Source organism: Xanthomonas sp. NCPPB 3442, from assembly GCF_056725145.1.
This window is the reverse complement of sequence record NZ_CM161514.1, coordinates 951,482-963,199: the sequence shown is the minus strand read 5'-3', so window position 1 is coordinate 963,199 and position 11,718 is coordinate 951,482. Positions and strand designations below refer to the sequence as shown.

Here is an 11,718-nt window from a genome sequence, read left to right as displayed (position 1 = left end):
GCCCTCAGCCCACCGCGTCGGCCTGCATCTCCGGGCGCGCCGCGTCGAAGGCCGGTAACTGCAGGCAGGCCTGCTCGATGCGCCGCAGGGTCGGATATGGCGCCAGATCGACCTCGAACCGGTGCGCGTTATAGAGCTGCGGGATCAGCACGCAATCGGCCAGGCCCGGTGCATCGCCGTGGCAGAAGCGCCCGGTCTGCGCATCGCGCGCCAGCTGCGTTTCCAGCGCCGCAAAGCCCCGCTCCATCCAGTGCCGTGTCCACTGCTGGCGTTGTGCGCCCTCCAGCGCGAACTCGCGCTCCAGCACCTGCATGACGCGCAGGTTGTTGAGCGGGTGCACGTCACAGGCGATGAGCTGCGCCAATGCGCGCACCCGGGCGCGTTCGGCAGGCGCGCGCGGCAGCAGCGCCGTGGTGCCCGCGAATGCCTCTTCCAGATACTCCAGAATCGCCAGCGACTGCGTGATGACCACATCGCCATGCCGCAACGTCGGCACCAGTTCCTGCGGATTGAGTTGCGCATAGGCCGGCGCGTGCTGCTCGCCCCCATCGCGCACCAGATGCACCGGGCGGACGATGTAATCCAGCGCCTTCAGCCCAAGACCGATGCGCACGCGATACGCCGCGCTGGAGCGCCAGTACGAAAACAGCTCCAGGGCCGCGCTCATACGCGACCGCCTGCCGTCGCTGCGCCGCAGGTCATGGCAGCGGCTGCCGCTCGACGCGCTGTTCGATCGCACCGAAGATGCTGGCGCCACTGGCATCGAACATCTCGATCCGCACCATGTCCCCGAACGCCATGAACGGCGTGCTGGGCTTGCCGTCGCGCAGCGTCTCGACCACGCGTTGCTCGGCAAAACACGAGGCGCCCAAGGCGGTGTCCTGGTTGGCGATGGTGCCCGAGCCCACGATCGTGCCGGCCGACAGCGGACGGGTCTTGGCGGCGTGGGCGATCAGTTGGGCGAAGTCGAACTGCATGTCGTTGCCGGCTTCGGGCGCGCCGAACCAGGCGCCGTTGACGTGCGTGACCAGCGGCAGATGCACCCTGTTGTCGCGCCAGGCATCGTCCAGCTCGTCGGGGGTGACGAACACCGGCGACAGCGCCGAACGCGGCTTGGATTGCACGAAACCAAAGCCCTTGGCGAGCTCGGCCGGGATCAGGTTACGCAGCGAAACATCGTTGACCAAACCGATCAACTGGATATGCGCGGCCGCCTGCTCGGGCGAGGCACCCATCGGCACGTCGTCGGTGATGACCACAATCTCCGCTTCCAGGTCGATGCCGTAGTCCTCGCTGATCACCTTGATGGCATCGCGCGGGCCATAGAAGCCGGCGCTGGTGGCCTGGTACATCAGCGGGTCGGTGTAGAAGCTTTCCGGCACTTCGGCATTGCGTGCGCGGCGCACCCGCTCCACATGCGGCAGGTAGGCACTGCCGTCGACGAACTCGTAGGCGCGCGGCAAGGGAGCGGCCAAGGCCTGCACATCCAGATCGAACACGCCGTCGGCGCTGCCATCGTTGAGCGAGGCCGACAAGGCATTCAAGCGCGGCGCCACATTGCTCCAGTCCTCCAGCGCGCGCTGCAGCGTGGGCGCGATGCCGGTGGCGCGCACGGCGGTGCGCAGGTCGCGCGAGACCACGATCAGGCTGCCGTCGCGGCCGCCTTCCTTCAGGGAACCTAGCTTCATGACCATCCTGTGCTGTGGCTGATCAGACGATTGTACGGCCTGCCGCACTACTGGTTGCACCTGAAACAACTGACCGTGACCACAACCGCGAAACCGCGATTTTGTGCAGCGCGCCAAACGCGAGTACACTTGCCGGGTCTGCATGCGGCCGTCCGTTTCCCTTAGGGACAGCCGGCGAGGCCAGGATCGATCGATCCGCTCGCCCGCCCCACCCGACGCCTTTCGTGGTGCCGACAAACCCATCGCTCCTTGATCGGGTTGATCCACCATCTCGCAGCGCGGTTCACGGGAACGCTCCGAGCCTCACCTTCTTGCATCTGCAATGCGTTTGCGCTCCGGGCTTGGCTTGGCGGCGACGCTTTACTTGGAGCTTCCTGATGTCTTTTGAATCCCTGGGCCTTGCGCCCTTCCTGCTGCGCGCGTTGGCCGAGCAGGGCTACGAAACCCCCACCCCGATCCAGCAGCAGGCGATCCCGTTGGTGCTGGCCGGTCACGACCTGCTGGCCGGCGCGCAGACCGGCACCGGCAAGACCGCTGCCTTCGGCCTGCCGCTGCTGCAGCACCTGGGCACCGCGCCGCAGACCGTCAACGGCCCGCGCAAGCCTCGCGCGCTGATCCTGACCCCCACCCGCGAACTGGCCACCCAGGTGCACGACAGCCTGCGCGGCTACAGCAAGTACCTGCGCATCCCCAGCGCGGTGATCTATGGCGGCGTGGGCATGGGCAACCAGCTCGATGCGCTGCGTCGTGGCGTGGACCTGCTGATCGCCTGCCCGGGCCGCCTGATCGACCATATCGAACGTCGCAGCGTGGACCTGTCCGGCATCGAAGTGCTGATCCTGGACGAAGCCGATCGCATGCTCGACATGGGCTTCTTGCCGTCGATCAAGCGCATCCTGACCAAGCTGCCGCGCCAGGACCGTCAGACGCTGCTGTTCTCGGCCACCTTCGAAGAGAACATCAAACAGTTGGCGCTGGAGTTCATGCGCAACCCGATGCAGATCCAGGTCACCCCGAGCAACACCGTGGCCGAGAGCATCACCCACCGCGTGCACCCGGTCGACGGCGCGCGCAAGCGCGATCTGCTGCTGCACCTGCTGGCGCAGGACAGCCGCGAGCAGACCCTGGTGTTCGCGCGCACCAAGCACGGCAGCGACAAGCTGGCGCTGTTCCTGGAGAAGTCCGGCATCAAGACCGCGGCGATCCATGGCAACAAGAGCCAGGGTCAGCGCATGCGCGCGCTGAGCGACTTCAAGGCAGGCCGCGTGACCGTGCTGGTGGCCACCGATATCGCCGCGCGCGGGATCGATATCGACCAGCTGCCGAAGGTCATCAACTACGACCTGCCGATGGTGGCCGAGGACTACGTGCACCGCATCGGCCGCACCGGCCGTAACGGCTCCACCGGCGAGGCGATTTCGCTGGTGGCGCAGGACGAAGCCAAGCTGCTGCGCCAGATCGTGCGCATGCTGGGCCGCGACGTGGAAATCCGCGACGTGCCGGGCTACGAGCCGCAGACCCCGATCCGTTGGGGCAACAGCGCGCCGGGTCGCGCCGAGCAGCCGGGTGGCGAGCGCGCGCCGCGCAAGAGCCACGCCCGTCGTCCACATGGCGATGCACCGCGTCAGGCGCATGCGCATGCCGGCCCGAAGAAGCCGGGTGGCCAGCGCAGCGGCGGGCCGCGTCAGGCCAACGCTGGCGCGGGCGCAGGCCGTCGCGATGGTGGACGTGGCGGCAATGGCCGTCCGGCCAACCGCGGCGCCTGAGCGCTGGGCATGCGCTAAGAACAAGGGCCGCGATGCGGCCCTTGTTCTGTCCGTCCCGGCCTGCCCGGTCTCTTGCGGGATCCTGCCCTGTGCAGTCACGCATCCCTCCCTCTTCCTGCTTGCCGAACCACCATCATGGACATCTTCAAGGTCTTCACCCTGGAAGCCGCGCACCGGCTTCCCAACGTGCCGCCTGGGCATAAATGCGCGCGCTTGCACGGCCATTCGTTTCGCGTCGAGCTGCATGTCAGCGGCGAACCCGGCGCCGAGACCGGCTGGATCATGGATTTCGGTGACATCAAGGCGGCCTTCCAGCCGATCTACGACCGCCTGGACCACCATTACCTCAACGACATCGAAGGGTTGGAAAACCCCACCAGCGAACGCCTGGCGATCTGGATCTGGCAGCAGCTCAAGCCGGCGCTGCCGCAGCTGAGCGAGATCGTGGTGCACGAGACCTGCACCTCCGGCTGTCGCTATCGCGGTTAAGCGGCAGCGCAGTGGGGTGACCTGAAGCCGCCAGCTGGCGGCTTTTCTCATTTGAGCGGCCACCTAAGCTGTTGATCTTAAAGCGCTTCTACGCACGTTTGGAAAATCTTCAGGAAACGTGTTGCATCGCAGCAACATCGGCGTATGCTGCAACGCAACAAACGGTCACGGCTTTCCCCAAGGGGTTCGCAATGTCGGCGCAGTTCGAAAACAGCTTCACCAGTCAGTTCGCGTCTGTCGCAGCACGTGCCAACCAGTTGGCCTTGGAGACGCTGGAACGCAACGTCAACGCGACCAGCAGCTTCTTCGGCGAGTTCGCGCAGGCGCGCGATCTGGGCGCCTACCAGACGCTCTGGCCGAAAGGCTTGCAGGTTGCGCGCGACAACCTGGAACGCCTGGCCTCGGTCAATCAGGAAGTGGTCGGGCTGGGATTGAAGATGTCCAGCGAGCTTGGGCAGTTTGCCAAGCAGCAGTTCGAAAACGGCAGCGACCAGGCCGGCGCATCAGGCAAGACCCGGCGTAAGTAAGCGCCAATAAATTCAGCGTCTTTGCATGGGTCCCTCCCCCCGTGCAATCCGGCCCGACAGATCCCTCCCTCTGTCGGGCTTTTTTATTGCCCGCGCGAGCGCGCCGTGCCAGCTAGCGCGGCAATTGCAGCCCGTGTGCCTGGGCGGCAGCGTCGGCGCCCGGTCGCCACGGGATCCGGCCCCAGCACGGCATCGCCAGGCGCTGGCGCAGCATGCCGATGTTCTCTTCGATGCGCTCCATCTGCGGATCGATTTCATTGGCGATCCACCCGATGCACTGCAGCCCATCGGCGGCGATGGCCGCAGCAGTGAGCCGCGCGTGGTTGATGCAGCCCAGCCGCACGCCGACCACCAGCACCACCGGCAGCTGCAAGGCGCGCACCAGATCGGCTTGGTCCAGGGTCGCGCTCAGCGGCGCGGCCCACCCGCCCACCCCTTCCACCACCACCACCTCGGCCTGCGTGCGCAATTGCGCGAACGCGTGTGCGATGGGCTCCAGCGCCAGCGTTACGCCGACATCGGCCGCCGCCAGTTCCGGTGCCAGCGGCGCCGGCAAGGCGTAGGGATTGAGCGTGGCGTAGTCCGGCTGCGGATCGCTGGCCGCCTGCAGCGCCAGCGCGTCTTCGTTACGCCAACCCTGCGGCGTGTGCTCGCAGCCGCTGGCCACCGGCTTCATGCCGACGGCGCGATGGCCGCGTGCGCGCAAGGCGTGCAACAGCGCGGTGCTGCCCATGGTCTTGCCGATGCCGGTATCGGTGCCGGTGACATAAAAAGCTGGATGCTGCATACGCCTGATCCTGCGGCCGCGCCGCCATTGCCGTGAGGGCGCGCAGCATACCGTGCGCACTGCACGTGCGGCTGAGGACGGTTGGTTGTCGTTTGCCTGCGGGGCCACGTTGCCCCTGTGCGCGCCGCTGGCTGCCTCGGCCAATGATCGCGACTCAGTGCTGGAAAGCTCCTGCGCGTTCCTTGCCCGATCGCAACCACGCTGCAAGACGGCCACTGCTAAACTTTGCCGATGTTCGCCACCTCTTCGCTGACCGGCAGCAAGCCGGAACAATATGCCCAGCTCACCGCCCAGGCCCAGGCACTGGTGCACGGCGAGCCGGACCGGATCGCCAATGCCGCCAATCTGGCCGCGCTGATCTTCCATTCGTTGCCGTCGCTCAACTGGGCCGGCTTCTACTTCTACGACGGCCGCGAGCTGGTGGTGGGGCCGTTCCAGGGCCTGCCGGCGTGCGTGCGCATCCCGCTGGACAAGGGCGTGTGCGGTGCGGCCGCCAGTACCCGGCAGAGCCAGCGCATTGCCGATGTGGACGCGTTCCCCGGGCATATTGCCTGCGATTCGGCATCGCGCTCGGAGCTGGTGATTCCACTGGTCAAAGGCGATGCGCTGATCGGCGTGCTGGACCTGGATAGCCCGGAGCTGGACCGCTTCGATGCCGACGATCAACGTGGCCTGGAAGCCATTGCGCAACTCTTCGTAGACGCGCTGGCGTGACCACCGAGCGGATGCGCAACATCGGGCCCAAAAGCGCGGCATGGCTGCGCCAGGTCGGGCTGCGCACGCAGCAGGACCTGCAAGCGGTGGGTGCGGTGGGCGCATTCGTCAAGGTGCGCCGCGCGGGCTTCAAGCCCAGCCTCAACCTGCTGTATTCGTTGGAAGGCGCGTTGGCCGATTGCCATTGGCAGGACGTGCCCGAAGCGCGCCGGCATGCCTTGCTCGCTGAATATGAAGCGGCCAGCGCGCTGCTGCCGGTGCGCGGCCGTGCCGTCGGCGGGCCGGTGGAAACCGTGCACTATGCGCGCGCCGACAACGACGATACGCACGGCGACGCGGATACGGCAACCGACCTTTACGACGCTGCGGATGCAGAGCGAGCAGGCGAGGATTGAATCGGCCGACATTGCCCGGCAATCGGCTGATCGATGCAGCTGGCCCATGCGCGCGCTCATGCATGCAGCCTCGCGTCGCACTACGCATGGCTCGTTTCAGAGCCTGAAGCGCAAGGTCCTGCGACGACACGCACCGGTCGGCATGCATGGCTCACCACCGTGTCTTGGGTGCTGGCTGCTCAGCGGCACAGGTCGCTGTTGCACAATCTCCCGCTTCAGCGCAGACGCCCGAGCTTGCGCCTGCGGCCGTAACGCACGCTGCCGCATCGGTCGATCCGTGGTGCGCGCGTAGGTCAGCGCAACGCGAGCAGTTCACGCATGTCGTCGACGATGGCCACGGCACCGGCGCGCTGCACATCGAAACCGCGCAGGTAGCCGTAACGCACCATCGCCAGCGGCATGTTCGCGGCGTTTGCGGCGGCGGCATCGGTGGCCGAATCGCCGACCATCAGACACTGTTGCGGGCTGCGTTGAAAGTGACTGGCAAGCTGCAGCAGCGGTGCCGGGTCGGGCTTGCGCTGTGGCAACGAATCGCCCCCGAGCACACGGCTGAAATGCGCGGCGATACCCAGATGCTCCAGCAACGGCGCGATAAAACGCGCAGGTTTGTTGGTGCACAATGCCAGCGTGGCGCCCGCATCGCGCAGGCCGGCCAGCGCCTCGGCAACGCCCGGGTACAACTGCGGGTCGTGCAGCAGGCTCGCCTCGTAATGGCGCATCATCACCGGCATTTCGGCATCGGCATCGCGCGTGCTGCCGGCTTCGCGCAATGCGGTGGCAAGCAATACCTTGACGCCTTCGCCGATCCAGCTGCGGATCGTGGCTTGGCTGAACTGCTGTAGCCCCAGCTCCTGCAATGTGCCGTTGAGAGCCTCGGCGATATTGGGTGCGCTGTCCACCAGCGTGCCATCCAGGTCGAAGATCACCAGCGGATACGGAAACATTCGGACGGCCTCGTGCGTGGGAGAGCCGCAGTGTACGCAGCACAAGATTCAGCACGTGTCACTGCCAAGCGCCGTGGATTGCTCGCCACCTGCGTTAGATGCAGTCATCGCCGCATGCGAGACGCAATGCAGCACGTGCCGCTCACTCCAACGGCGGCATCTGGCCGAACAACTGCCCCTGCACGGCGCCATCTTCGACATCGCTGAAACCGCTCAAGCCCACACCGACCAGGCGATAGCGCGTCTGCGTGGGCAGCTCCACGCGGCGGGTCAATGCCAGGGCAATCTGCGCCAATGCCTCCTGCGAGGTAGGCGGCTGCTCGGGCGTGTAGGAGCGCGTCAGGATGCGAAAATTCGAGGTCTTCAATTTCAGCACGACCGTGCGCCCGATGCGTTCGGTGCGGCGCGTGGCGAGCCAGGTCTTTTCGGCCAGCCGCAGGATGTGCGGGTCCAGTGCATCAAGCGCCAGATCTTCGCTGAAGGTGTCTTCCGAGGAGACCGATTGCACTTCCTGATCCGGCTCGACCGGGCGCTCGTCGATGCCGCGCGCGCGGCGATACAGGCTCTGACCGAAACTGCCGAAATGCGCCTGCAGTTCTTCCAATGGCCGCTGGCGCAGATCGGCCACGGTGACGATGCCCAGCGCCGCCAACTTGCCATCCATTACCTTGCCTACGCCGGGAATGCGATTGACCTTGAGCGGCAGCAAAAATGCATCCACGCGGCTGGGCGCAATCACGAACTGGCCATCGGGCTTGCGCCAATCCGACGCAATCTTGGCCAGGAACTTGTTCGGCGCGATGCCGGCCGATGCGGTGAGCTGGGTTTCCTCGCGGATCTGCGTACGGATCAACTGCGCAACCTCGGTGGCCAACTGCATGCCGGTTTTGGCGTGCGTGACGTCCAGATAGGCCTCGTCCAGCGACAACGGCTCCACCAAGTCGGTATGACGATGGAAAATCTCGCGTACTTGCCGCGACACCGCCTTGTAGCGCGCAAAATCCGGCGGCACGAAGATCGCGTCCGGGCACAGGCGCTCGGCACGCACGGCCGGCATCGCCGAGCGAATACCGAAGGTCCGCGCTTCGTAGGAGGCCGCGCACACCACCGAGCGCGCGCCGCGCCAGGCCACCACTACCGGCTTGCCGCGCAGGCCCGGGTCGTCACGCTGCTCCACGGACGCGTAGAACGCATCCATGTCCACGTGCACGATCTTGCGCATCAAGCGGGGTTCTCTGTCGCAGGTCTGCGCCCATGATAAGCCAGCGCCGTCTCACCCCTTGCGTCGAGAGACATCGCCACGGATTGGCAAAGCGAACACGAGCGCGTCCTCAATAGCAAAGGTAACGCATCCGACGGTAGCGCCTGCACGGCCAACCATGCAGGCCTGCCACGCATGTGCCGACGGCGGTCCCGAGCACCGTGACTTCGCCTGCAACAGTGCATCTGCGCACTGGGCACTCAGCGGAAAACAGCACGCATGCGTACGGATAAAACGTTTGATTGAACCGCGCGACCTCATGCACCCTTCCCCGCCTCGCCTCTCGCTCCTTGCAGGACACGTTCGTCATGACTCGTCAAAGTACGTACTCGCGCGACCAATTGCTGGCCAGCGCGCGTGGGGAATTGTTTGCGCCCGACAGCGGCCGTCTGCCCAACGATCCGATGCTGATGTTCGACCGCATCACCGAGATCAGCGACGCCGGCGGTGCACATGGCAAGGGGCTGATTCGTGCCGAACTGGATATCCGCCCGGACCTGTGGTTCTTCGGCTGCCACTTCATCGGCGACCCGGTGATGCCAGGCTGCCTGGGCCTGGATGCGATGTGGCAACTGACCGGCTTTTTCCTCACCTGGATCGGCGCGCCGGGCCGTGGCCGCGCGTTGGGCTGCGGCGAGGTCAAGTTCACCGGCCAGGTGCTGCCCAGCGCCAAGCTGGTGCGCTACGAGGTCGATGTCAGCCGCGTCATCAACCGCAAGCTGGTGATGGCGCAGACCGATGCACGCATGCTGGTGGATGGGCGCGAGATCTACACCGCCAAGGATCTGCGTGTGGGCATGTTCACTTCAACGGAGAATTTCTGATGCGTCGCGTCGTCATTACCGGAATGGGCATCACCTCATGCCTGGGCAACGATCTGGACACCGTCTCCAGCGCACTGCGCGAGAGCCGCTCCGGTATCACCGCGCTGCCCGATCACGCCGAAGCAGGCCTGCGGAGCCAGGTCGGCGGTGCGGTGGCGCTGGATTTGGACAGCCTGATCGACCGCAAGCTCAAACGCTTCATGGGCGATGCCTCGGCCTACGCATACCTGGCAATGCGCGATGCGATCGCCGATGCGGGCCTGGATGCCGAGCAGGTCAGCGGCCTGCGCACCGGTGTGATTGCCGGCTCCGGTGGCGGCTCCAGCCAATGGCAGGTGGAAACCGCCGACCTGCTGCGCAACCGTGGCGTGCGCAAAGTAGGCCCATACATGGTGCCGCGCACGATGTGTTCGTCGGTGTCCGCATCGCTGGCCACCGCGTTCAAAATACGCGGGCTGAGCTACTCGCTGTCGGCCGCGTGCGCGACGTCTGCGCATTGCATCGGTGCGGCGGCAGATCTGATCCGGCATGGCGCGCAGGACGTGATGTTCGCCGGTGGCGGCGAAGAACTGCACTGGACCATGAGCGTCATGTTCGATGCGATGGGCGCGCTGTCCACCGGCTTCAACGATCGCCCTGCCGTGGCCTCGCGCCCATACGATGCGCAGCGCGATGGCTTCGTCATCGGCAGCGGCGGCGGCATGCTGGTGCTGGAAGACTACGACCACGCCATCGCGCGTGGCGCACGCATCCATGCCGAACTGCTCGGATATGGCGTGACCTCCGACGGTGCCGACATGGTCGCGCCCAGCGGCGAAGGCGCCGTGCGCTGCATGCACATGGCCATGCAGGGCTTGCAGCGCCCGATCGATTACCTCAACACGCATGGCACGTCCACGCCGTTGGGCGATGTCACCGAACTGGGCGCGGTGCGCGAGGTATTCGGCGACAACGTGCCGCCGCTGTCTTCGACCAAGGGGCTCTCCGGGCACTCGCTGGGCGCGGCCAGCGTGCACGAGGCGATCTACAGCCTGCTGATGCTGCGCGATGGCTTCATGGCCGGCTCGGCGCATATCGACGAACTCGACCCGCGTGCCGAAGGCTTTCCTATCCTGCGGCAGACACAGGACGCGACCTTGAACACGGTGATGTCCAACAGTTTCGGCTTCGGTGGCACCAACGCGGCACTGGTCTTCGGCCGGGTGTAACCACTGGCGCCACCGCCGCGATCACGCTGCGGTGGCTCGCCTGCGATGCGGCAACGCGCGCGTAGATCACGCAATGCTGCCAGGGTCTTGCAGGCACTCAGCCGAAGCGTCAGGCCTGCCGTAGCAAGCGCACGCTTGCGCCGCTGGTGCCGGCCGGGGGACCAGCCGCGCGTATCCCCTAGTGCACGCCGGGCTCGGTTCGACGAGCGGTCGGCTGGCAATCGTGACGGCCACCAATTTCCATTGCCGAGGCGATTTGTCGCACTCGATGCGTGTCTAATCGATGCAACGCGGTAGCGCGTCATCCTGGTTGCGTGAATTTTCGCACCGTTGCCGAACCGATTGCTCGTAATCGCTGCGTGCCTGGGAGATGCAGCTCTGCACGGCGTCGTCCTGACTTCCCGAGCGTTCGCACCGATGTATCTTGTCGTCCCGCCTGTCGGCATCTATCCGATTCAGCGCAGCCCGGTCGATCACGGCCCGCTCGCGCTGGGTGCGCTCGGTTTCTGCGCGTGTTTCGGCCTTGGCGCGCCTTGCCAGGGACTGTACTCCGTCCGCCGTCACGCTCTCGCCAGGTGCCAGCAGCTCTAGTGGCAGCGAGTCCCCTGGAGTGTGATCGCGCCAGTAGGCGCGCTCGCTCTCGACGGTCCATGCGCGGCCGCGATAATGCGTGTCCCAGTAGGCATCCAGCGAAAACGTCAGCTTCGGCACCACCTGATTCAGGGCGCCGTGAGCGAGCACGATCGAGGCCGCAGGAAGCCAGCCACGTGCCTCCGGTGAACGCACATCGCACCAGGCGCCACTCTTGAGACAGCCATAGACCTGCAGCGTACCGCCGGGCTGAACTTCGCCCACGCGCCGGTACTCTTCGGAAGGTCCGGCGCGCAGGCCAACCAGACCGTTGGCGTGGCCGGTGTGCTGCGCCCAAACCGGCAGGGCCACGGCCATCAGCCATAGCGCACTCCATGAAACACGTCGCTGCATTGCGCTCTCCTTGTGCCCTATCCCACCGCATGCTTCGCCCCCGAAGAGGCGCTAGGTCGCGGTTATAGGACAGCTCACCTCAATGCAATGCGAACGCCGTGGCGACGGTAGCCGATGACGACTGCGCCATC

General features: G+C 65.9%; 13 protein-coding genes. 7 read left to right on the top strand and 6 right to left on the bottom strand.

The window, feature by feature from the left end:
- Positions 1-4: 4 nt before the first annotated feature.
- Together maiA and AC1POX_RS04400 are read right to left on the bottom strand one after the other, a co-directional pair.
- The gene (gene maiA, locus AC1POX_RS04405; protein WP_372356790.1) at positions 5-667 is read right to left on the bottom strand and encodes a maleylacetoacetate isomerase; all 663 of its coding nucleotides are present in this window, start codon (positions 665-667) and stop codon (positions 5-7) included.
- 31 nt (positions 668-698) lie between these two features.
- On the bottom strand, positions 699-1,757 hold the full coding sequence (locus tag AC1POX_RS04400) for a fumarylacetoacetate hydrolase family protein (RefSeq protein ID WP_173363328.1): 1,059 nt from the start codon (positions 1,755-1,757) through the stop codon (positions 699-701).
- 308 nt (positions 1,758-2,065) lie between these two features.
- Between AC1POX_RS04400 and AC1POX_RS04395 the strand changes: the two genes are divergently transcribed.
- The 3 genes from AC1POX_RS04395 to AC1POX_RS04385 all read left to right on the top strand — a co-directional run bounded on the left by AC1POX_RS04395 (position 2,066) and on the right by AC1POX_RS04385 (position 4,470).
- Entirely contained in the window at positions 2,066-3,454 is a 1,389-nt protein-coding gene (locus AC1POX_RS04395) for a DEAD/DEAH box helicase (protein ID WP_008576904.1), read from the top strand.
- 135 nt (positions 3,455-3,589) lie between these two features.
- Positions 3,590-3,943 (top strand): 6-carboxytetrahydropterin synthase QueD, encoded by a 354-nt coding sequence (gene queD / locus AC1POX_RS04390; protein ID WP_008576903.1) that lies wholly within the window; start codon positions 3,590-3,592, stop codon positions 3,941-3,943.
- A gap of 191 nt (positions 3,944-4,134) precedes the next feature.
- On the top strand, positions 4,135-4,470 hold the full coding sequence (locus tag AC1POX_RS04385) for a phasin family protein (protein WP_008576902.1): 336 nt from the start codon (positions 4,135-4,137) through the stop codon (positions 4,468-4,470).
- A 112-nt stretch (positions 4,471-4,582) separates the two neighbouring features.
- Here the strand turns inward: AC1POX_RS04385 and bioD are convergent, their stop codons facing one another.
- Positions 4,583-5,257 (bottom strand): dethiobiotin synthase, encoded by a 675-nt coding sequence (gene bioD / locus AC1POX_RS04380; RefSeq protein ID WP_127166848.1) that lies wholly within the window; start codon positions 5,255-5,257, stop codon positions 4,583-4,585.
- Positions 5,258-5,488: 231 nt separating this feature from the next.
- Between bioD and AC1POX_RS04375 the strand changes: the two genes are divergently transcribed.
- Together AC1POX_RS04375 and AC1POX_RS04370 are read left to right on the top strand one after the other, a co-directional pair.
- On the top strand, positions 5,489-5,971 hold the full coding sequence (locus AC1POX_RS04375) for a GAF domain-containing protein (RefSeq protein ID WP_005920832.1): 483 nt from the start codon (positions 5,489-5,491) through the stop codon (positions 5,969-5,971).
- A complete protein-coding gene (locus AC1POX_RS04370) occupies positions 5,968-6,366 on the top strand; it encodes a TfoX/Sxy family protein (protein ID WP_071117699.1) in 399 nt (132 codons plus the stop codon). The genes AC1POX_RS04375 and AC1POX_RS04370 overlap by 4 nt, the downstream gene beginning before the upstream one ends.
- 293 nt (positions 6,367-6,659) lie before the next feature.
- On the opposite strand, the gene gph is transcribed toward AC1POX_RS04370, so the two are convergent.
- A complete protein-coding gene (gph, locus tag AC1POX_RS04365; RefSeq protein WP_011348635.1) occupies positions 6,660-7,310 on the bottom strand; it encodes a phosphoglycolate phosphatase in 651 nt (216 codons plus the stop codon).
- Between the two features lie 142 nt (positions 7,311-7,452).
- Positions 7,453-8,532 (bottom strand): DNA polymerase IV, encoded by a 1,080-nt coding sequence (gene dinB / locus AC1POX_RS04360; RefSeq protein ID WP_008571016.1) that lies wholly within the window; start codon positions 8,530-8,532, stop codon positions 7,453-7,455.
- 347 nt (positions 8,533-8,879) lie between these two features.
- On the opposite strand from dinB, the gene fabA reads away from it, so the two are divergent.
- Positions 8,880-9,395 (top strand): 3-hydroxyacyl-[acyl-carrier-protein] dehydratase FabA, encoded by a 516-nt coding sequence (gene fabA / locus AC1POX_RS04355; protein ID WP_033478375.1) that lies wholly within the window; start codon positions 8,880-8,882, stop codon positions 9,393-9,395.
- A complete protein-coding gene (fabB, locus tag AC1POX_RS04350) occupies positions 9,395-10,603 on the top strand; it encodes a beta-ketoacyl-ACP synthase I (RefSeq protein ID WP_031424959.1) in 1,209 nt (402 codons plus the stop codon). Before fabA ends, fabB begins: the two co-directional genes overlap by 1 nt.
- 276 nt (positions 10,604-10,879) lie before the next feature.
- Here fabB and AC1POX_RS04345 read toward each other — a convergent pair whose 3' ends face one another.
- Positions 10,880-11,587 (bottom strand): SH3 domain-containing protein, encoded by a 708-nt coding sequence (locus tag AC1POX_RS04345; protein ID WP_372356789.1) that lies wholly within the window; start codon positions 11,585-11,587, stop codon positions 10,880-10,882.
- Positions 11,588-11,718: the final 131 nt, after the last annotated feature.

Excerpts from the sequence above, each read along its gene's own strand:
- AC1POX_RS04345 (WP_372356789.1), bottom strand. The coding sequence starts at position 11,587 with ATGCAGCGACGTGTTTCATGGAGTGCGCTATGGCTGATGGCCGTGGCC.
- bioD (WP_127166848.1), bottom strand. The coding sequence starts at position 5,257 with ATGCAGCATCCAGCTTTTTATGTCACCGGCACCGATACCGGCATCGGC.
- queD (WP_008576903.1), top strand. The coding sequence starts at position 3,590 with ATGGACATCTTCAAGGTCTTCACCCTGGAAGCCGCGCACCGGCTTCCC.
- gph (WP_011348635.1), bottom strand. The coding sequence starts at position 7,310 with ATGTTTCCGTATCCGCTGGTGATCTTCGACCTGGATGGCACGCTGGTG.
- maiA (WP_372356790.1), bottom strand. The coding sequence starts at position 667 with ATGAGCGCGGCCCTGGAGCTGTTTTCGTACTGGCGCTCCAGCGCGGCG.
- AC1POX_RS04385 (WP_008576902.1), top strand. The coding sequence starts at position 4,135 with ATGTCGGCGCAGTTCGAAAACAGCTTCACCAGTCAGTTCGCGTCTGTC.
- fabA (WP_033478375.1), top strand. The coding sequence starts at position 8,880 with ATGACTCGTCAAAGTACGTACTCGCGCGACCAATTGCTGGCCAGCGCG.
- AC1POX_RS04375 (WP_005920832.1), top strand. The coding sequence starts at position 5,489 with ATGTTCGCCACCTCTTCGCTGACCGGCAGCAAGCCGGAACAATATGCC.
- fabB (WP_031424959.1), top strand. The coding sequence starts at position 9,395 with ATGCGTCGCGTCGTCATTACCGGAATGGGCATCACCTCATGCCTGGGC.
- dinB (WP_008571016.1), bottom strand. The coding sequence starts at position 8,532 with ATGCGCAAGATCGTGCACGTGGACATGGATGCGTTCTACGCGTCCGTG.
- AC1POX_RS04395 (WP_008576904.1), top strand. The coding sequence starts at position 2,066 with ATGTCTTTTGAATCCCTGGGCCTTGCGCCCTTCCTGCTGCGCGCGTTG.